The organism is Mesorhizobium sp. LNHC252B00 (assembly GCF_000502955.1).
In the GTDB taxonomy this organism is placed as follows: domain Bacteria; phylum Pseudomonadota; class Alphaproteobacteria; order Rhizobiales; family Rhizobiaceae; genus Mesorhizobium.
The window spans coordinates 119,597-139,142 of the sequence record NZ_AYWO01000004.1; the positions used below are offsets into that span (position 1 = coordinate 119,597).

The 19,546-nt window shown below is 61.7% G+C and carries 17 protein-coding genes and 2 pseudogenes; 14 read left to right on the forward strand and 5 right to left on the reverse strand.

The features are described 5' to 3' along the window. Positions 1-30: 30 nt before the first annotated feature. Entirely contained in the window at positions 31-951 is a 921-nt protein-coding gene (locus X744_RS162105; protein ID WP_023758094.1) for a phosphate/phosphite/phosphonate ABC transporter substrate-binding protein, read from the reverse strand. A 210-nt stretch (positions 952-1,161) separates the two neighbouring features. Between X744_RS162105 and X744_RS01000000169365 the strand changes: the two are divergent. The 9 genes and pseudogenes from X744_RS01000000169365 to X744_RS162065 all read left to right on the forward strand — a co-directional run bounded on the left by X744_RS01000000169365 (position 1,162) and on the right by X744_RS162065 (position 11,076). After that, positions 1,162-2,410 (forward strand): annotated as a pseudogene (locus X744_RS01000000169365) (phosphopentomutase). Next, complete coding sequence (mutM, locus tag X744_RS162100) at positions 2,403-3,293, forward strand: bifunctional DNA-formamidopyrimidine glycosylase/DNA-(apurinic or apyrimidinic site) lyase (RefSeq protein ID WP_023758095.1); 891 nt, start codon at positions 2,403-2,405, stop codon at positions 3,291-3,293. The pseudogene X744_RS01000000169365 and the gene mutM overlap by 8 nt, the downstream one beginning before the upstream one ends. Before the next feature lie 31 nt (positions 3,294-3,324). Further along, positions 3,325-4,098, forward strand: a complete 774-nt coding sequence (locus tag X744_RS162095; RefSeq protein WP_023758096.1) for an enoyl-CoA hydratase — start codon at positions 3,325-3,327, stop codon at positions 4,096-4,098. A gap of 182 nt (positions 4,099-4,280) precedes the next feature. Next, positions 4,281-4,547, forward strand: coding sequence for a 30S ribosomal protein S20 (gene rpsT / locus X744_RS162090; protein WP_013533694.1), 267 nt, complete (start codon positions 4,281-4,283; stop codon positions 4,545-4,547). A gap of 924 nt (positions 4,548-5,471) precedes the next feature. Then, on the forward strand, positions 5,472-6,944 hold the full coding sequence (dnaA, locus tag X744_RS162085; protein ID WP_023758097.1) for a chromosomal replication initiator protein DnaA: 1,473 nt from the start codon (positions 5,472-5,474) through the stop codon (positions 6,942-6,944). 300 nt (positions 6,945-7,244) lie between these two features. After that, positions 7,245-8,363: a DNA polymerase III subunit beta gene (dnaN, locus tag X744_RS162080; RefSeq protein ID WP_023758098.1), complete on the forward strand. Its 1,119-nt coding sequence runs from the start codon at positions 7,245-7,247 to the stop codon at positions 8,361-8,363. 186 nt (positions 8,364-8,549) lie between these two features. Further along, complete coding sequence (gene recF, locus X744_RS162075) at positions 8,550-9,689, forward strand: DNA replication/repair protein RecF (RefSeq protein WP_023758099.1); 1,140 nt, start codon at positions 8,550-8,552, stop codon at positions 9,687-9,689. A 138-nt stretch (positions 9,690-9,827) separates the two neighbouring features. Next, on the forward strand, positions 9,828-10,583 hold the full coding sequence (locus tag X744_RS162070; protein WP_023758100.1) for a molybdopterin-synthase adenylyltransferase MoeB: 756 nt from the start codon (positions 9,828-9,830) through the stop codon (positions 10,581-10,583). Between the two features lie 4 nt (positions 10,584-10,587). Continuing rightward, on the forward strand, positions 10,588-11,076 hold the full coding sequence (locus X744_RS162065) for a GNAT family N-acetyltransferase (RefSeq protein ID WP_023758101.1): 489 nt from the start codon (positions 10,588-10,590) through the stop codon (positions 11,074-11,076). A 31-nt stretch (positions 11,077-11,107) separates the two neighbouring features. On the opposite strand, the gene X744_RS162060 is transcribed toward X744_RS162065, so the two are convergent. After that, positions 11,108-12,109, reverse strand: a complete 1,002-nt coding sequence (locus tag X744_RS162060; protein ID WP_023758102.1) for a D-glycerate dehydrogenase — start codon at positions 12,107-12,109, stop codon at positions 11,108-11,110. Positions 12,110-12,268: 159 nt separating this feature from the next. On the opposite strand from X744_RS162060, the gene X744_RS162055 reads away from it, so the two are divergent. Further along, a complete protein-coding gene (locus X744_RS162055) occupies positions 12,269-12,829 on the forward strand; it encodes an SH3 domain-containing protein (RefSeq protein WP_023758103.1) in 561 nt (186 codons plus the stop codon). Between the two features lie 151 nt (positions 12,830-12,980). Here the strand turns inward: X744_RS162055 and X744_RS162050 are convergent, their stop codons facing one another. Continuing rightward, positions 12,981-13,355 (reverse strand): DUF4260 domain-containing protein, encoded by a 375-nt coding sequence (locus X744_RS162050; protein WP_023758104.1) that lies wholly within the window; start codon positions 13,353-13,355, stop codon positions 12,981-12,983. Next, on the reverse strand, positions 13,352-13,798 hold the full coding sequence (gene irrA, locus X744_RS162045; protein WP_031259787.1) for an iron response transcriptional regulator IrrA: 447 nt from the start codon (positions 13,796-13,798) through the stop codon (positions 13,352-13,354). The genes X744_RS162050 and irrA overlap by 4 nt, the downstream gene beginning before the upstream one ends. A gap of 242 nt (positions 13,799-14,040) precedes the next feature. On the opposite strand from irrA, the gene fabA reads away from it, so the two are divergent. The 4 genes from fabA to X744_RS162025 all read left to right on the forward strand — a co-directional run bounded on the left by fabA (position 14,041) and on the right by X744_RS162025 (position 18,403). Further along, positions 14,041-14,556 (forward strand): 3-hydroxyacyl-[acyl-carrier-protein] dehydratase FabA, encoded by a 516-nt coding sequence (gene fabA / locus X744_RS162040; protein ID WP_023758106.1) that lies wholly within the window; start codon positions 14,041-14,043, stop codon positions 14,554-14,556. Between the two features lie 49 nt (positions 14,557-14,605). Beyond that, positions 14,606-15,826, forward strand: a complete 1,221-nt coding sequence (gene fabB, locus X744_RS162035) for a beta-ketoacyl-ACP synthase I (RefSeq protein ID WP_023758107.1) — start codon at positions 14,606-14,608, stop codon at positions 15,824-15,826. 13 nt (positions 15,827-15,839) lie between these two features. Further along, positions 15,840-16,652 carry an enoyl-ACP reductase FabI gene (gene fabI / locus X744_RS162030; protein WP_023758108.1) on the forward strand — a complete coding sequence of 271 codons (813 nt, stop codon included), beginning with the start codon at positions 15,840-15,842 and terminating at the stop codon, positions 16,650-16,652. Between the two features lie 206 nt (positions 16,653-16,858). Next, positions 16,859-18,403: a bifunctional diguanylate cyclase/phosphodiesterase gene (locus X744_RS162025; protein WP_023758109.1), complete on the forward strand. Its 1,545-nt coding sequence runs from the start codon at positions 16,859-16,861 to the stop codon at positions 18,401-18,403. A gap of 15 nt (positions 18,404-18,418) precedes the next feature. Here X744_RS162025 and X744_RS01000000169370 read toward each other — a convergent pair. After that, positions 18,419-19,517: pseudogene (locus tag X744_RS01000000169370) on the reverse strand (class I SAM-dependent methyltransferase). Positions 19,518-19,546 lie beyond the last annotated feature (29 nt).

Genomic DNA, 19,546 nt, shown 5'->3' on the forward strand with positions numbered 1-19,546 from the left:
GTTACGCAGATTTTCCGTTTTGGAATTGCGCTACTGCTGCTGACTTCTGCCCGAGACGAAGCGCACAATAGAAGCGGCCATCTCGTAGTCCTTTGGGGCAACGGCAGCGAAGCCACCGGAATGTTTCGGTTCCAGGAGGTGGTAAATGTCCGGAGTCGTCGACCTGAGGTTGGTGAGGAACACGGTGAGCCGTCGCTTGGCTTCAGGGTCGAGATCGCTGCGCACCGCGTGGGGACCATATCTTAGCAGGCCAGACGTCCATACGACCCGAAGTTCCGCCGCTGAAAGGCCTGCCGCTTCGAGCCTTGCCTGCGTGCCCGATGCTTCCGGCTGGCCGTCGGCCGCGGCCGTCACCCAGCCGAACAGACCATCGGCCCTGCCATCGATCAGCATCGTTTCGGCTGCCGCAGCCGAGTCGGCGCGGACCAGAAACGGTGCATCTTCCGCGACCTTGCGGCCTTCTTCGGCCAACGCCACCAGTGGCAAGAGAGAACCGCCGACACTGTCAGAAGGCGCAATGGCGATGCGATGGCTCTCCATCGCCGCCAGATTGGGCAGCTTGCCGTCCCGGGTCAGCAGAACGGAGCGGATACCGGTCGCGCCGTCGGAATCGACCGCAGCCACAAGTGGCTCGATACATAAGCAGCGCTGCGAGGCCGTCGCATAGGCGGTCGCCGAATAGATCGCGTATTCGATGCGGGCATTGGCCTGCGCCTCGATCAGCGCGGCATAGTCGCGGGCAACTACAAACTCGACCTTCATGCCCAGAGCCTTGGTGTAGGCGTCAGTCAACACAGCCAGCCCCGGAACGGTATTGCCGGCGCCTGGCTCGGCAACGATGCCGATGCGAAACGTGCCGATATCGTCGCGCCAGTCGGCATGTGCCGGATTGGACCAGAGCGTGGCCTGCACCAGCATGAGAGCGGCAGTCGCCTTCAGCGCAACGCTCATGACAAAACCGCCGTCTGTTTTTCTAGACCCATGCCCATCCGACGCACCGTTGCGACATGCACTCCTTGTTTATGCCTGTCGTTGCCCAACCGCTGCGCAGCTTTGGGCGACATCACTGGACCATCACGCCTGGCCGTTGCCGTTTGGTTTCCGAATTGCCAATGAAGTCGCGGAACCCTATGTCTGGTCGTTCAAACTGGCAACAACTCGATGGCGCGCGCTTTCCTCTTCGTTCTGGACTCCTTCGGCATCGGTGGCGCCGCCGACGCCNGACGCCGATCGATACGGCGATGCCGGCGCCAACACATTCGCGCACATCACCGAGGCCTGCGCAGAAGGCCGCGCGGATCGCGAAGGGCTTCGCAGTGGACCGCTGTTTGTCCCCCACATGGCCTCGCTCGGGCTTGGCAAGGCTGCCGAAACCGCGACGGGACTGGGCTTTGCCAGTAGCGGGACAGATCTGCTCGCCACTGCCTTCCACGGCGCCGCGCAGGAGGTTTCAAGCGGCAAGGACACACCGTCGGGCCATTGGGAAATCGCCGGCCTGCCGGTGCGCTTCGACTGGGGCTATTTCCCGGATACGGTTCCCGCCTTTCCGGCCGAACTGACCGAGGCGATGATCCGCGAAGGCAAGGTGCCGGGCATTCTCGGCAATTGTAATGCGCCGGGCACCCAGATCATCGAGCGGCTTGGCGAGGAGCACATCCGTACCGGCATGCCGATCTGCTATACGTCTGTCGACTCGGTGCTGCAGATCGCCGCGCATGAAGTCCATTTCGGCCTCGAGCGGCTTTATGAATTCTGCAAGGTGGTGCGCAGGCTGGTCGACCCACTGCGGATCGGACGGGTTATCGCGCGGCCTTTCATCGGCGAAACCGCCGCCACTTTCGAGCGAACGTACAACCGCCATGACTACGCCGTGCCACCGCCGGAGCCGACGCTGCTCGACCGGCTGACGGCGCGTGGTAGCCGTGTCATCGCCATCGGCAAGATCGGCGACATCTTCGCCCATCGCGGAATTTCGCAAGAGCGCAAGGCGGCGGGCAACATGGCGATGTTCAACGAGGCGCTGGGCGCGATAGATGATGCCGGCAACGGTGATCTCATCTTCGCCAATTTCGTCGACTTCGACACCGAATTCGGCCATCGCCGCGATGTTGCGGGCTATGCTGCCGCGCTCGAAGCGTTCGACCGGCGACTGCCGGAGGCTTTTGCACGGCTGCGGCAGGGCGATCTTCTCATCCTGACGGCCGATCACGGCAACGATCCGACCTGGCGCGGTACCGATCATACGCGTGAGCGCATTCCGGTGATCGGCACCGGACCGGGTTTCAAGGGCGGCGACATCGGGCTGAGAACGACATTCGCCGACATCGGTGAAACGGTGGCCGAGCATCTTGGGCTGGCGCACGGCCGTTACGGCACTTCCTTCTATACGGCGATTGGCGGCCATGCCTGAATTGCCGGAGGTCGAAACCGTCCGGCGTGGACTGCAGCCGGTCCTGGAAGGCGCCACCATTGCCCGTGTCGAGGCGCGCCGACCGGATTTGCGCTTTCCATTTCCCGAGAAGTTCTCGCAGCGGCTGACCGGCAAGACGATCACGGCCCTCGGCCGCCGGGCCAAATATCTGACGATGGACCTGGAAGGCGGTCCGGTGCTGATCTGCCATCTCGGCATGTCGGGCTCATTCCGCATCGAGACGACGGACGGCAGCGACATGCCTGGCATCTTCCAGCATGACCGCTCGAAGAGTTCCAATCACGACCACGTCGTCTTCCATGTCGTATCTCCGGCGGGCGTCCGATCCCGCGTGATCTTCAACGACCCACGCCGCTTCGGTTTCATGTTGTTTGCGGAAGGATCGCCGGACGTTCACCCGATGCTGGCCGGGCTCGGCGTTGAGCCAACGGGCAACACATTGGACGGCGTACTGCTTGCCTCGTTGATGAAAGGGCGGCGATCACCACTGAAGGCAGCGCTTCTCGACCAGCGACTGATCGCCGGGCTCGGCAACATCTATGTCTCCGAGGCGCTGTGGCGCGCCGGCCTATCGCCGCTGCGCGAGGCGGGCACGATCGCCAAACCGGGAAAGAAAGGCCATGCTCAAAGCGAACAACTCGCCCAGGCAATTCGCTCGGTGATATCAGATGCGATCGCTGCGGGTGGGTCCTCACTGCGTGACTATATGCAGACCGATGGGTCACTGGGCTATTTCCAGCATTCCTTCGCGGTCTACGATCGCGAAGGAGAGGCCTGTTCGAAGCCCGGTTGCAGCGGCCACATCGAACGGATCGTGCAGAGCGGCCGATCGACGTTCTATTGCCGGACATGTCAGCGGTGAGTTAGACGAGCGCGAGCAAGGAGAAGCAGCCATGACCTATGAAGCGATCATCACCGAAACGCATGGCAAGGTCGGACTGATCAGGCTGAACCGGCCGCAGGCGCTCAATGCGTTGAATTCGCAGATCCTGACCGAAGTGGTCGCAGCCGTGAACGGCTTCAGTGCCGATGCCGGTATCGGCGCCATGGTCATCACCGGTTCCGAAAAGGCTTTCGCCGCCGGCGCCGACATCAAGGAGATGCAGTCTATCTCTTATGCGGACGCCTACGCCCAAGACTTCTTCGTCGGCTGGGAGGAACTTACGCGGGCGCGAAAGCCTGTTATCGCGGCGGTCGCCGGCTATGCACTCGGTGGCGGCTGCGAGTTGGCGATGATGTGCGATTTCATCATTGCCGCCGACACGGCAAAGTTCGGCCAGCCCGAAATCACGCTCGGCGTCATCCCAGGCATGGGTGGATCGCAGCGGCTGACCCGCTTCGTCGGCAAGGCAAAGGCGATGGACATGTGCCTGACGGGACGGATGATGGATGCCGCCGAGGCGGAGCGTTCGGGCCTCGTGTCGCGGGTCGTGCCCGCCGCCGATCTTGTCGATGAGGCGCTGAAGGCGGCCGCCAAGATCGCCAGTTTCTCGCTGCCATCGGTGATGATGGCAAAGGAGGCTGTCAACCGCTCCTTCGAGACGACGCTTGCCGAGGGCTTGCGGTTCGAGCGCCGACTGTTTCACTCGCTGTTTGCACTGGACGATCAGAAGGAAGGCATGGCGGCTTTCGCCGAGAAGCGGAAGCCGAATTTCACCAACCGCTGACGCCAATCCTTTGGCTGGAAAGAAGTTGGCTGTTGGCCGCCAAAAAGAAGGCCGGGCAGCGTTGACGCGCCGGAAAAGCTGAACTATAAGCCGCACCAACCGAGGCGGCCCCGTGGCTGCCCGTTTGTTTTTTGCGCCCTGCGGCATCCCGCATGCGCCTACCAGATCAGAAGAGAGGCATCATGGCCAATACATCCTCGGCCAAAAAGGCAACGCGCAAGATCGTACGCCGCGCAGCGATCAACAAGAACCGCCGCTCGCGCGTGCGTACCTATATCCGCCAGGTCGAAGAGGCGCTTGCCTCCGGTGACAAGGCCGCCGCGCAGGCTGCGTTCAAGATCGCGGAGCCGGAATTGATGCGCGCCGCAACCAAGGGCGTGATCCACAAGAACACGGCGTCCCGCAAGGTGTCGCGACTGGCTCAACGGGTCAAAGTCCTGTCAGCCTAACATTACTTGCCTAGACTGATGTTCTTCGAACCCGGCCGTTTGCGCCGGGTTTTTTCGTTTGCCGGCAAGCACTTAAAAAGAATGTCCGAAAACGACGTTCTATGCGGATTTGTCCATTGGGAATACTTTGCCGGCGTATGCATGCCTGCACTTGGTCAGCATGCTTGAAATCGGCCGACTTAGAGATTCTTAGCTACCAGAAATAGTCTTTAATTTTCATACATTTACCGGCGGTGATCCACAGCTTGTCCACATCGAGCCGGAGCGATGGGGGACAAGTGGCTGTCAAGTGAATTATTTCAGAATATTTCTCTCAGCACCCGGTTTTTCATATTCGCCGGAAAAGGGTTTGAATCACAATGGCTTTGTTAAAATGTGCCGTTGCGGTACGCCACTCGAACTCGCCTCCAGTAACCAGATTCCTTAAAAATCCGTTAGACGTGGCCTTGCCCTATCCACAGCGATTTCGGTAATGTCGATCCATCGAAAGGGACGGGCTCTGGACCTTAAACCCAGCCTGAATCGGCCAGCTTAAATTGGCGGGATTTGCAACGCGGATCAAGTCCGCGGACCGATTTGGCTTGTCTTTTTTCGATACGGTAGGGGACTGGCGTAACTAGACATGGCAGGTAGACGGCGGCCGGCGCTCTTTTCGCCGGACGGTGTTGTGTTGCCCTGACATACCCAACGCGGACTGGCTTCCATGGGCCGGCACCGGTTCCCGCTGATAGTGGGCGACGTTCATCTGCCGGCGGCGGCAGCGGACATCGTAGCAAAGACGCAGTCGCCGGAACCGGATGCAGGAGGCGCATCCCCGGTGGAAAACAGGTACGGAAGGACAAGGAAAAGATCATGCAGAGCGGCATCGAAAGGGAGCTTGCGGGCGACCTCCCATTTCCTGGAACTTTGATCGGAGCAAGCGACATGGCGGTCCCCAATGACGCGGAACAGAAATTCGACCGGGTGAAAGCCCAGTTGAAGGCGCGTCTGGGAACCGAAGTTTATTCTAGCTGGTTTGGCCGCATGAAGGTCGCGGAAGCTTCCAAGGGCATTGTCCGCATCTCGGTGCCCACGGCATTCCTGCGCTCATGGATCAACGGACATTACCTCGACCTCATCTCAGAGCTGTGGAAGCAGGAGGATCCGGGTCTCCTCAAGATCGACATCGTCGTGCGCACGGCGACCCGCCAGGGCCGTAGCCAGGCCGAGGCGGAGGTGGTGCCGGCACGCAAGATGACCCGCCAGACGCAGACTGCGCTCGCCGCCGGCACCGTCAGCCCCGGCCGGACAGAGCGTGCACCGGTCCCGCGTCCGGGCACACCGGTCGAGAGCGAATTCCGGCACAATGTGCTGGGGTCACCGCTTGATCCTCGCTACACATTCGGCTCCTTCATCGAGGGACCGTCGAACCGGGTGGCCTTCGCCGCCGCCAAGGCAGTGGCGGAATCGCAATCGAGCGCGGTGCGCTTCAACCCACTTTTCCTTCACGCAACCGTCGGTCTCGGCAAGACACATCTGCTGCAGGCTATCGCGGCGGAATCGCTGAAGCAGAATCCAAAGTCGCGCGTCGTCTATCTCACGGCCGAGTATTTCATGTGGCGCTTTGCCACCGCAATCCGCGACAACAACGCGCTGACGCTCAAAGAGCAGTTGCGCGACATCGACCTGCTCATCATCGATGACATGCAATTCCTGCAGGGCAAGTCCATCCAGCATGAGTTCTGCCACCTGATCAACATGTTGCTCGACAGCGCCAAGCAGGTCGTCGTTGCCGCCGACCGGCCGCCGTCGGAACTGGAATCGCTTGAGCCGCGGGTCCGCTCGCGCCTCAATGGCGGCGTCGCGCTTGAAATGTCGGCGCCCGATTTCGCCATGCGCCTTGGCATGCTCAAATTGCGCCTTGCCACCGCCAGGGTCGATGACGGGTCGCTGAACATTTCGGAAGAGATCCTCAATCACGTTGCCCGTACCGTGACCGGCAGCGGACGTGAACTGGAAGGCGCCTTCAACCAGCTGCTGTTCCGTCAATCCTTCGAGCCGCAGATCACCATCGACCGCATCGACGAAATCCTCGGCCACATCTATCGCACCGGCGAACCGAAGCGGGTCCGCATCGAGGACATCCAGCGCATCGTCGCGCGCCACTATAATGTGTCGAAGACCGAATTGCTGTCCAACCGGCGCACGCGCACCATCGTCAAGCCGCGGCAGGTCGCCATGTACCTGTCGAAGGTGATGACGCCGCGCTCGCTGCCCGAGATCGGACGGCGTTTCGGCGGCCGCGATCACACGACGGTGCTGCATGCCGTGCGCAAGATCGAGGACCTTTCTGGCAACGACAACACGCTGGCGCAGGAACTCGAGTTGTTGAGGCGGTTGATCAACGATCAGGCCTGATCGGAAAGGGGCGAACCGGAACAACGCCGGAATTCAATGGCTTGCCAGTGCGGCCCGCGCCCGGAACGGGCTCGTGGCGCCGCCTGGAATCGACCCGGATTTCGGTTTTGCGACACTGGCGCGCGGACTTGGCACGCTTTATCCCCAGAAAGCCCGCGTAGCCGGCCCGAACCGGTCGCGCGGGCTTGCGTTCGCTGATTTTTTCCTGTCAGTCTACGCAGATTCTGAGCCTGTTCAGACCTTTCGCGGGGTGCCGCTTACTGGTGACCCCGTCATTCATTCAAGCGAGCTTGTTTCGTCATGCGTGTTATCCTGGAACGGTCAAATCTCCTGAAGTCGCTCAACCACGTCCACCGTGTGGTCGAGCGGCGCAACACCATACCGATCCTGTCCAACGTGCTGCTCAGCGCCGAAGGCGCCAGCCTTGAAATGAAGGCGACCGACCTCGACCTCGAAGTGACGGAAGCGACGCCCGCCAAAGTGGAGCGCGGCGGGGCGACGACGGTTCCGGCACATCTGCTCTACGACATCGTGCGCAAGCTCGCCGATGGCGCCGAGGTGATGCTGAAGACGGACGAGGACGGCAATGCCATGACGGTAACGTCAGGCCGATCGAGCTTCCGCCTTCAGTGCCTGCCACAATCCGACTTCCCGGAGCTTTCGGCCGGATCGTTCTCGCATATTTTCCGTCTCGAGTCGGTTGGCTTGAAAGGCCTGATCGAGAAGACCCAGTTCGCCATCTCGACCGAAGAGACACGCTATTACCTGAACGGCATCTACCTGCACACGCATGAGGTCGGCGGCAAGCTGAAGCTTCGTTCCGTGGCGACCGACGGCCACCGCCTGGCGCGCGCCGAGATCGACGCGCCGGCGGGTTCCGAGGGCATGCCGGGCATCATCATTCCACGCAAGACGGTGAGCGAGCTACAGAAGCTGGTGGACGATCCGGATGTCGCGGTGACCACTGAACTGTCGGACACCAAGATCCGCTTCACCATCGGCAGCGTAATTTTGACCTCGAAGCTGATAGACGGCACCTTCCCCGATTATCAGCGGGTCATTCCGACCGGCAACGACAAGAAGCTGATCATCGACCGCCAGAGTTTTGCCGCCGCGGTCGATCGCGTGTCGACCATCTCTTCCGAGCGCGGCCGCGCGGTGAAGCTTTCGATCAGCGAGGGTCAGGTGACGCTTGCGGTCAACAATCCGGATTCAGGCAGCGCCACCGAGGAACTGGCCGCAGACTATTCGTCCGATCCGATCGAAATCGGCTTCAATGCCAAGTATCTGCTCGACGTTGCCGCGCAACTGACCGGCACGGAGGCCAAGTTCATGCTGGCCGACGCCGGTTCGCCGACGCTGATCCACGACATGGCCGACGAAACTGCACTCTATGTGCTGATGCCGATGCGAGTGTAGCCTGAGCCGAGTCATCAGCCCGGCTCTGCAGCCGGGACCGGCTACGAGAATGATGGTTGCGGCGATTTCCAGAGCAGTTCCAGGAAAGGTGTGAAACGGCTTTCCGTCCGGAATTGCGTCGAAACAAAGAGATAGAGCGGTTCGGCGTTTCCGTGAAACGATGAACGCTCTACAGGCGGATAGCGGTTGCCGGCACAGACCCACATAAGTAAGCTTACACTTACTAACTTTCGCAATTACGCGACGCTGACGATCGATCTGGCGCCGGGCGCCGTGGTTTTTTCCGGCGACAACGGTGCCGGCAAGACCAATCTCCTCGAAGCGATCTCCCTTCTGACACCTGGGCGTGGCTTGCGCCGCGCCCCTTACGCTGACGTCGCTCGCGAGGGCGGCGACGGCGGTTTTGCCCTGCATGTACGGCTCGACGGGCCTGACGGCCAGGTCGAGATCGGAACAGGCATTTCCGGTGGCGACAACCCCGGCGAAGGCGGCAGGCGGGTGCGCATCAACGGAGCTTCGGCGCGTTCGGCCGAGGACATGCTGGAATGGCTGCGCGTGGTGTGGCTGACGCCGGCGATGGACGCGTTGTTCACCGGGCCGGCCGCGGATCGCCGGCGCTTTCTCGACCGGCTGGTGCTGGCGATCGACCCCGGCCACGGGCAACGTGCGATCGACTACGAGAAAGCGATGCGCAGTCGTAACCGTCTGCTTACAGATGGGTCTCGAGACGACCGCTGGTTCGACGCGATCGAGACGCAGATGGCAGAAACCGGGGTGGCGATCGCCGCGGCGCGGGCCGAGATGGTGCGGCTGCTCGCCGCGATGATCGACAGGTTGCCTGACACGGGGCCGTTTCCGCAGGCCGATATCGGCCTTTCAGGAGACCTGGAGGCCGCGGTTTCCAGCACACCGGCAGTCGATGTCGAGGAGAGCTTCCGCCGGACGCTTGCAGACGGCCGCGACCGCGACTGTGCCGCCGGGCGCACGCTCGAAGGGCCACACCGTTCGGATCTGGTGGTGCGGCACCGTCCCAAGGCGATGCCGGCCGAGCTCTGTTCGACAGGCGAGCAAAAGGCGCTGCTGGTCGGCATCGTGCTGTCACATGCTCGGCTAACTGGCGAAATGTCGGGCATGACACCTATCATGCTGCTCGACGAGATCGCCGCGCATCTCGATGGCGGGCGGCGCGCGGCGCTGTTTTCCATCCTTGAAGAATTGAACTGCCAGGTGTTCATGACCGGAACCGATGCTGCGTTTTTTTCCAGTCTCAAGGGGCGTGCGCAATTCCTGACTGTCGACCACGGCACAGTTGGGCCAACGATCTAACTCTGTCCCAAAACCGCTCCACACTTTTGGGCGACGTGCATGAGATTATGCATGTCGTTGTCCCAAAACCGCTCCACACTTTTGGGCGACATGCATTAAGCCCCTGACAGGATTTTGCAGCCGCTATATGATCCGGCGATGACCCCTGCCGCCCTGACCGCCGACGAGATCGAACGCTATGCCCGCCACATCGTGCTGCCCGAGATCGGCGGCGTTGGCCAGCAGAGGCTGAAACAGGCGCGAGTGCTGGTCATCGGCGCCGGCGGGCTGGGCGCGCCGGTGCTTGAATATCTTGCCGCAGCCGGCGTCGGCACGCTCGGCGTGGTCGATGACGACACCATTTCGCTCTCCAACCTGCAACGTCAGGTCATTCACGGAACGGACAGTGTCGGCATGCTGAAAACCGACAGCGCCAAGGCGGCAATCGCCCGCATCAATCCCAACACCAGCGTCGAAACGCACACATACCGGCTGACCGCGGACAATGCCCCTGCCCTCGTCGCCGGCTATGACATCGTCGTCGACGGTTCCGACAATTTCGAAACCCGCTACGCGGTGGCCGATGCCTGCGCGAGCGCTGGGAAACCGTTGGTTCATGCCGCCGTCGGGCGCTTCGATGGCTCGGTGACGGTGTTGAAGCCATTCGAAGACGGCAAGGACGGCAAGCCCAATCCGAGCTACCGCGACCTGTTTCCCGAGGCGCCACCGCCTGGGCTGGTGCCGTCCTGTGCCGAAGCCGGCGTGCTTGGAGCGCTGACCGGTGTCGTCGGCACGCTGCAGGCAATGGAGGCGATCAAGCTGATCACCGGCGTCGGTGAGCCACTGGTCGGCAGGCTGCTGCTCTATGATGGGCTGGCGGCGCGCTTCGACACGATCCGCTACAAGAGAAACTGAACCCGTGGAACAGACTGAAGCTGTCTCCATCACACAGATTTCGGCCGATTTCGACCGTTGGGACGACGTGCTCGCACTAATCATGCGCGCCTTCGCCTCGATGGACGACGTGATCGACCCACCCTCCTCTGCCCGCCTGCTGAGCGCCGATACTCTGCGGGACAAGGCGCGGCGGGAGACCGGCTTCGCGGCACTCAAGGACGGCAGGATCGTCGGCTGTATCTTTGCCCTTGAAAAGATGGCGGAACTCTATGTCGGTAAGCTCGCCGTCGCGCCGGACTGCCAGGGACAAGGTATTGGGCGGCGGTTGATGCAGGCGGTCGAAGACCTTGCCCTAAGCCGCGGCAAGGCGGCACTCGAGCTTCAGACGCGGATCGAACTGACCGCAAACCATGCAGCCTTTGCCCGACTCGGCTTTCACGAAACCGAGCGGACGGCGCATGAGGGCTATATCAAGCCGACCTCGATCACCATGCGCAAGGTTCTTGTGTAAGCCAGGTCTTTCATTCTGCGTTTCGATTTCCTCAGGTTCTGAGCGGCAGCACGCGGTCCGGCGGGCGGTGGCCGTCGACGAAAGCGCGTATGTTGATGATGACCTTTTCGCCCATATCGATGCGGCCTTCGAGCGTCGCCGAGCCCATGTGCGGCAACAACACGACCTTGTGCTTGGCGGCGAGTTTCAGCAGCTTGCTGTTCAAAGCCGGTTCGTGCTCATAGACATCGAGGCCGGCTCCGGCAATCTTGCCGTCCTGGATGAGCCTGACCAACGCTTCCTCGTCGATGATGTCGCCGCGCGCGGTGTTGACGATATAGGCCGTGGGCTGCATCAGCGCCAGCCGCCGCGCCGAAAGCAGATGGAAGGTCGCCGGCGTCGAAGGGCAATTGACCGAAATGATATCCATGCGGGCCAGCATCTGGTCGAGGCTTTCCCAATAGGTCGCCTCCAGCCCGTCTTCGACGTCAGGCAGCACGCGATGGCGGTTATGGTAGTGGATCGAGAGGCCGAACGCCTTGGCCCGCCTGGCAACCGCCGTGCCAATGCGCCCCATGCCGACGATGCCCAGCCGTTTGCCCCAAATGCGTCGGCCAAGCATCCAGGTCGGCGACCAGCCGGCCCATTTCTTGTCGCCGGTGAGCACGTTGGCGCCTTCCGCCAGCCGCCGCGGCAACGCCAGCATCAGCGCCATAGTCATGTCGGCGGTGTCCTCGGTCAGCACATTGGGCGTGTTGGTGACGGTGATGCCCCTCTTGGCCGCGGCCTCGACATCGATCTTGTCGACGCCATTGCCGAAATTGGCGATCAGCTTGAGGTTGTCGCCGGCCTGGGCGATCAGTGCCGCGTCGATCTGGTCGGTCACCGTCGGCACCAGCACGTCGGCCTCCTTGACCGCCGCAACCAGTTCCGGCTGCGTCATCGGCCTGTCCTCGACATTCAGCCGTGCGTCGAACAGTTCGCGCATGCGGGTCTCGACCGGGTCGGGCAGCTTTCGCGTGATGACGACGAGAGGCTTCTTTTTGCCTGCCATTGTTTCCTCGTACCCCGATCTCGTTGAGACCTCTTTAACCAAGACCGGCGAAACTGAAAGCCGGTCGCGGTGCCGATTACCCCATGTAACAAGCGGTGCCGCCGAAGACAAAGAAAAAGGGGCGCCGATGCCGCCAGGCAAGCGCCGAAAGGAATGAAAGTGTCTGGTTTCGCGTCGTTTCGCCTGACCCTCAGCGGAGCACTTCTCGGCGCTTTGCTTTATTCTCCGCTTGCCGCGGCGCAGAGTGCAGCAGCACCTGCCCAGAGCGTCGTCACGGTCGGGCCGAGCGGTTTGCCGCTGCCGCGATTCGTCAGCCTGAAATCCGGCCGCGTCAACTCGCGCGTCGGCCCCGGCGCCAACTATTCGGTCGACTGGATGTATATGAAGGCCGGCCTGCCGATGGAGATCATCCAGGAATTCGACACATGGCGCCGCGTGCGCGATGCCGATGGTTCGGAAGGCTGGATCAATCAGTCGCTGCTTTCCGGCCGGCGCACGGCAATAGTCGCACCGTGGCAGCGCGGCAAGGGCGCTCAGATCAACCTTCTCAACAGCCCCGACAAGGACGCTCGAGTGGTCGCGATGGTAGAGCCTGGCGTCATGGGCACGATCAAATCCTGCGACGGCCAGTGGTGCGAAATGACGTTCGATGGCCACACCGGCTGGCTTGCCCAGTCGATTGTGTGGGGCGCTTACCCCGGCGAGCGGGTCAAGAACTGACCACCTCATCGCGAGGACGCGGGATCAGATATGTAGGCCCGGCAAATCACGGTGACGGCAACGCAGCCGTGTCAGGAGCGTGATCCTGCTGGCAGGCAAACCCGGCAATCCATGCGACCGGTTCAGTAGTCACGCAGTCTGGTCGCCTGTATCAGACCGTGGTCGTTTGGCGCCCGATGCGGCCGAGATGGGTGTCCTGAAAGCTGGTCGACAGCTTGAGGCCGTAGCCCAGCGCACGGTCGATGGCGATGTGGGCGATCCAGATCAATGCGACCGCCATCACGGTCGCATTGCCGGACAGGTGCCCGGCCAGCAGCAAGAATACTGGTACGATCGGGATATGCAGGGCGTTATAGGCAAGGGCACCGACGCGCGGCCCCGCCAGATAGCCGAACATCGATAAGTCCGGCACCAGGATAAGCACCCCGAAGAGCCACCACGACATGCCAGTCGAGCCGTAGAAAACGACGGCAGCTGCCGCAACGATGGCCCATTCCAGCCGAATTGCCAGATCAAGCGATTTCAATCTCCTGCCGATCCTTCGCGGCGCTTGGGGCGCAGCCTCACCACGATGTCAACATTGGCGATCTCCATCCCTTCCGGTGGCTCCGGCAGGTTGGCGACCGTCACCGGACCGCTGTCGATATCGAATATGCGGTTTTCGCCTTCGATATAGAAATGGTGATGGTCGGAGGTGTTGGTGTCGAAATAGGTCTTCGCGCCCTCGACAGCGAGGATACGCAACAGTCCCGACTGGGTGAACTGATGAAGGGCGTTGTAGACAGTGGCCAGCGATACCGGCACGCCGGCGGCGACCGCTTCCTCGTGCAGTTCCTCGGCCGACAAATGACGGTCGCCCTTGGCGAAAAGCAGGTCGGCCAGCGCAATGCGCTGACGCGTCGGCCTCAGCCCGGCTTCACGGACCCGCTTGTCCACAGCGACATTTCCCTTCCGGCCGTCCAGGTTCATCTTCTCGTCGAACCCCACAGTTCCGCCCCAAGACACGTCCAGAATGGCAAAATAATGAACTTCTGCCGACACCGGACCTTTTCAGGACATATATTCTGTCGTCCGAATGCGATCAATAGCGCGCATTGACCCAGGCAGACGAGCAGGTTAAGCGCAAACGCCGGTTTCCGGCCTGAAACAGATTGTGTTAGGAAGCCAACGACAGGGCACCCGATAGCCCGAACGGTATGGGGATGAGGTTGATGACGGGTAAATCCAGCTACGAGTACGACGAATTGCTGGCTTGCGCCCGCGGCGAGTTGTTCGGACCGGGCAATGCCCAGCTTCCCTATCCTCCCATGCTGATGTTCGATCGTATCACCGAGATCAGCGAGACGGGCGGCGCCTTCGAGAAGGGTTTCATCCGCGCGGAATTCGACATCAAGCCGGACCTGTGGTTCTTTGCCTGCCATTTCATCGGCAATCCGATCATGCCGGGGTGCCTCGGCCTCGATGCCATGTGGCAATTGACGGGCTTCTATCTTGGCTGGCTCGGCGAACCCGGCAAGGGAATGGCGCTGTCGACCGGTGAAGTGAAATTCAAGGGCATGGTCACGCCCTCGGTGAAGAAGGTTGAGTACGGCATCGACTTCAAGCGCGTGATGCGTGGCCGGCTGGTGCTTGGCATCGCCGATGGCTGGCTAAAGGCGGATGGCGAGCCCATATACGCGGCAACGGATTTGAAGGTCGGTCTGTCGAAACAGCCGACGGTCGGCTGACCAGAATTCCTAGCCGGCCCTTGGCCAGCATCCCTGGAAGGAGTTGCGAATGAGACGTGTCGTTGTCACAGGCCTCGGCATCGTGTCGTCGATCGGCAACAATGCCAACGAGGTGCAAGCCTCGCTGCATGATGCCAGATCCGGCATCAGTTTCTCCGATTCGTTCGCCGAGCATGGCTTCCGGTGCCAGGTCTGGGGCGCGCCGACGCTCGATCCTTCCGCCATGATCGACCGCCGAGCGATGCGCTTCCTAAGCCAAGGTGCAGCCTGGAACCACGTCTCCATGGATCAGGCGATCGCGGATGCGGGCCTGGAAGAGAGCGACATCACCAATGAGCGCACCGGCATCGTCATGGGATCGGGCGGACCATCCACCCGCACCATCTTCGAGGCGGCCGAGACCACGCTGAAGAACGGCAGTCCCAAGCGTATCGGTCCGTTCGCGGTGCCGAAGGCAATGTCGTCGACCGCATCGGCAACGCTTGCCACCTGGTTCAAGATCCACGGCGTCAACTATTCGATCTCTTCGGCCTGTTCGACCTCGGCGCATTGCATCGGCAATGGCTACGAACTGATCCAATGGGGCAAACAGGACATAGTCTTTGCCGGCGGCCACGAGGATCTCGACTGGACGATGTCGGACCTGTTCGACGCCATGGGCGCCATGTCGTCGAAGTTTAACGACAAGGCATCGACCGCTTCGCGCGCCTATGACGCCAATCGCGACGGCTTCGTCATCGCCGGCGGCGCGGGCGTGCTGGTGCTGGAAGAGCTTGAGCATGCCAAGGCGCGGGGCGCCAAGATCTACGCCGAGATCGTCGGCTACGGCGCGACCTCGGACGGCTATGACATGGTTGCCCCTTCAGGCGAGGGCGCGGTTCGCTGCATGCGCCAGGCGCTGGCCACGGTTTCCACGCCGGTCGACTACATCAACACCCATGGCACATCGACGCCGGTGGGCGATTCCAAGGAAATGGGCGCGATCCGCGAGGTGTTCGGCGAGAAGATGCCCTACATCACCTCGACAAAATCGCTGACCGGCCATTCGCTCGGCGGAGCCGGCGTGCAGGAATCCATCTATTCGATCCTGATGATGCAGGGCGGTTTCATCGGCGAAAGCGCCCATATCGAGACGCTCGACCCCGAATTCGAGGGCATGCCGATCGTGCGAAAGCGCATCGACGACGCCAGGATCGACACCGTCTTGTCAAATTCGTTCGGCTTCGGTGGCACCAACGCAACGCTCGTTTTCCAGCGCTATTCCGCATAAGGATTTGCCGGCCATGGACGGATTGATGAAGGGCAAGCGCGGGCTTGTCATGGGTGTCGCCAACGATCATTCGATCGCCTGGGGCATCGCCCGGAAATTGTCCGAACATGGAGCGGAACTCGCCTTCACCTATCAGGGCGATGCCTTCGGGCGCCGGGTCAAGCCGCTGGCGGACAAGCTCGGTGCCTCGCTGGTGGTGCCGTGCGACGTCGAGGACAGCGCTTCGGTCGCCGCCACGTTCGAGACCCTGGGCAAGGAATGGGGCGGGCTGGATTTCGTCGTCCACGCCATCGGCTTTTCCGACAAGAACGAGTTGAAAGGCCTCTACGCCGACACCAGCCGGGACAATTTCGTCCGTACCATGGTGATCTCCTGCTACTCCTTCACCGAGGTCGCCCGCCATGCCGCCGCCCTGATGCAGGACGGCGGATCGATGATCACGCTGACCTACGCGGGGTCGGTCCGCGTCATGCCGAACTACAATGTCATGGGCGTGGCCAAGGCAGGGCTGGAGGCCAGTGTGCGCTATCTTGCCAACGATTACGGTCCACGCGGCATCAGGGTCAATGGCATATCGGCTGGACCCGTGCGCACGCTTGCCGGCGCCGGCATTTCCGACGCCCGCCACATGTTCTCCTATCAGCAGCGCAACTCGCCGCTGCGCCGCACGGTGACCATCGACGAGGTCGGCGGCTCCGCGCTTTATCTGCTGTCGGGTCTGTCTTCGGGCGTCACCGGCGAAATCCACTATGTCGATTCCGGCTATCACATCGTTTCCATGCCGACGCTGGACGAATTGAAGCAGACCGACGGCGGACGAGACTAATGCATCTCGCCCAAGCGTGCGCAGCGGTCTTGGGACAACGATATTTATGAAACAAAAGCTTAAGATGCGCCGGCGGAATCCGTTTCAACGCGACGCGCTTTAACCCTCTAAAGAAATACTTTCGGTCGAATAAAATTAGATGCATTGGCGGAAACTCATTTTAAGGAGATATTCGCTAGAAAGCCCCGTACTCTGGGGATCTTTCAATGTCGGCCGTCAGCAACCCGAAGCGAACACCGGTGTTCCGATTGCTCACCATAGCGAGCTCGGGTCTCGGCAGTTTCGTCCTCGGACTCTGGGGCCTGAAGCTCGGTCTCGGCGAAGGCTTTGCCGGCATCTCCGCGGACATGATGGTCGCGATGATGGCCGCGCTTTGCGCACTGGCGGCGTCGGCAGCCGCGATGTCCTTCTTCGCCGGCGTGGATGAATCGGCGGATTTCGTCTTCACGGAAACCCATTTCGACAAACTGACGGGCCTTTTGGCGCGTCCGGCAATGGTCGGCAAGATTGCCGAGGCTGCGTGCGCGACAAGCCGGACCGGCGAGCCGATGTTCCTCATCGACATCGACATAGATCGTTTCAAGCAGATCAACGACGCCATCGGCTACAGTCAGGGCGATGAGTTGATCCGCGCCTTCACCAAGCGCTTGACGACGTGCGTGCCGCAGCGGGCACTGATCGGACGCATTGGCGCCGGTGAATTCGCGGTTCTACTCCCCGACAATCAGGTGTCCGGATCGCTGGAAAGCACCATCGAGAGGCTCATCGACGAGATGATGGAGCCCTATGAACTCAGCACTCACCTGCAATCGGTCAGCCTGTCGGTGGGCATCGTGGCGATGCCAAAGGACGGCGTAGATCCCGTCCTCATCCTGCGGCGCTCCAATCTGGCGCTGCAGAATGCTCGCGCCAGCGGCGTCGGCAACTGGTCTGTCTTCCATGCCGAAATGGGCAGGGTCGCCGATCATCGCCAGTGGATCGAATCCGAGCTGAATACAGCCTTCGAGCGCGGTGACTTCGATCTTCACTACCAGCCGCAGCTCGACCTCCCGACCGGGCGCATCGTCGGCTATGAAGCCCTGATCCGCTGGCGGCACCCCGAACGCGGCATGATCCCGCCGATGGAGTTCATCCCAATCGCCGAGGAAACCGGCATGATCGGCCCGATCGGCGAATGGGTGCTGCGCAAGGCTTGCAGCGACGCCCGGCATCTGCCCGACGACTGCTTCGTCGCCGTCAACATCTCGCCCGTGCAGTTCATGACCAAGGACTTCGTCGGCACTGTGCGCGACACCATGACGAGCACCGGCATCAAACCGTCGCGGCTGGAACTGGAAGTGACCGAGACGGCGATGATGCAGGATCGCGACCGCGCCGCCGCCATCCTGAAGCAGCTTGCGGACATGGGCATCTCGGTCGCCGTCGACGATTTCGGCACCGGCTATTCCAATTTGAGTTACCTGATCGACTTCTCATTCGGCAAGCTGAAGATCGACCGGTCCTTCGTCAGCCGCCTCGATACGGATTCCAGCTCAGGCGCGGTCGTCTCGACGATCGTCGGCCTTTCGCGCGCGCTCGGCGTCGGCATCATTGCCGAAGGCGTCGAGACCGAAAGCCAGGCGACGCTGCTGCGGGCGGCCGGCTGCGAGGTGGTGCAGGGCTACCTGTTCGGCCGGCCGGCGCCACTCAAGATCAGGATTGGCGACGCGCATGTCACCGACGAGGTCCGACGCGTCGCCAATCTGCATTGAATGCTACGCCTTGTATCAACGCCGGGCGGCAAGCACCTTGAACATGCCGTCGCGGGCGAGCTCGACATGGCTCGAAAAGGCAGCCGACAGGATCGGCTCGTAGGGAAGCTGGCGGTTGGCGACCATGAACAACCGCCCACCCGGCTTCAAGGCCTTGGCTGCAGCGCGGATCATGCCGGCGCCGATCTCGGGCTCGGCTGCACGGCTGCGGTGAAACGGCGGGTTCATGGCAATCACGTCGTAGCGCTTCTCGACCGGTTCCTTCAGCAGATCGACCCAGAAAAAATTCCTGGCGACCGACTGGCTGACCACCCCTGCCAGATTGAGCTTCGCGGCTTCGAGCGCATCGAATTCGGCCTCGTAGAGATCAAGCACCGACAGGCCTTGTGAGCGGGCGGCGATCTCGGCCGCCACATAGCCCCAGCCGGCGCAGAAATCGGCAACGCTGCCACGCAGATCATTGGGCAAGTTTTCGACCAGCAATCTCGAGCCGGTATCGATCCGGTCGAAGGAAAACATGCCGGGCGCGGTATGGAACCGGCCTTCAACCAGCAAGGCGGGGTTCGCGGCGCGCAATTCTTCCGCAGCAGCCAGATCGGCAGGACGGCGTAACCAGAAGGCGATGCCGTGATATTTCGGTAGATGGTCCTCAAGCGGCACAAGCTCGTCAACGCGCTTGCGCAGGCTGGCTATGCCATCATCCTTGCCGCCGGCAACGATGACCAGCCCGCCCGGCGCCACGCGCTCAAGCGCCTGCGCGATGCGCACTTCGTTAAGGCCCCTATGCCGGNACGATGACCAGCCCGCCCGGCGCCACGCGCTCAAGCGCCTGCGCGATGCGCACTTCGTTAAGGCCCCTATGCCGGCCGGCAAGCACGAGTGCCATATCGAAGCCGTCGCCTTCCGCTTGCGCGGTGACGACGAAGCCAGAAGCCTGCAGCGCGCGAAAATGCGGTCGGAAGCCTTGCACGAGGTGAAGCGCTGCCTCGAAGCCTTCGGGCAGCCTAAAACCCGGCTCAGCGCCAAGAAACAGGGCGCGATTACCCTTTCCAGGCAGAGGAACAGCCTCGGCCTCAAAGGGATGAAAAAGCGTCTTCAGCGGGTCGGCGGACATTGTTCGATCTCGAAACGAAGCCTGTGTTT

Bases quoted from the DNA above. Each gene is read 5' to 3' on its own strand.
- dnaN (WP_023758098.1), top strand. From the start codon at position 7,245: ATGCGTGTTATCCTGGAACGGTCAAATCTCCTGAAGTCGCTCAACCAC.
- mutM (WP_023758095.1), top strand. From the start codon at position 2,403: ATGCCTGAATTGCCGGAGGTCGAAACCGTCCGGCGTGGACTGCAGCCG.
- dnaA (WP_023758097.1), top strand. From the start codon at position 5,472: ATGGCGGTCCCCAATGACGCGGAACAGAAATTCGACCGGGTGAAAGCC.
- X744_RS162095 (WP_023758096.1), top strand. From the start codon at position 3,325: ATGACCTATGAAGCGATCATCACCGAAACGCATGGCAAGGTCGGACTG.
- X744_RS162070 (WP_023758100.1), top strand. From the start codon at position 9,828: ATGACCCCTGCCGCCCTGACCGCCGACGAGATCGAACGCTATGCCCGC.
- fabA (WP_023758106.1), top strand. From the start codon at position 14,041: ATGACGGGTAAATCCAGCTACGAGTACGACGAATTGCTGGCTTGCGCC.
- fabB (WP_023758107.1), top strand. From the start codon at position 14,606: ATGAGACGTGTCGTTGTCACAGGCCTCGGCATCGTGTCGTCGATCGGC.
- rpsT (WP_013533694.1), top strand. From the start codon at position 4,281: ATGGCCAATACATCCTCGGCCAAAAAGGCAACGCGCAAGATCGTACGC.
- X744_RS162025 (WP_023758109.1), top strand. From the start codon at position 16,859: ATGTCGGCCGTCAGCAACCCGAAGCGAACACCGGTGTTCCGATTGCTC.
- fabI (WP_023758108.1), top strand. From the start codon at position 15,840: ATGGACGGATTGATGAAGGGCAAGCGCGGGCTTGTCATGGGTGTCGCC.
- X744_RS162060 (WP_023758102.1), bottom strand. From the start codon at position 12,109: ATGGCAGGCAAAAAGAAGCCTCTCGTCGTCATCACGCGAAAGCTGCCC.
- irrA (WP_031259787.1), bottom strand. From the start codon at position 13,798: ATGAACCTGGACGGCCGGAAGGGAAATGTCGCTGTGGACAAGCGGGTC.
- X744_RS162105 (WP_023758094.1), bottom strand. From the start codon at position 951: ATGAGCGTTGCGCTGAAGGCGACTGCCGCTCTCATGCTGGTGCAGGCC.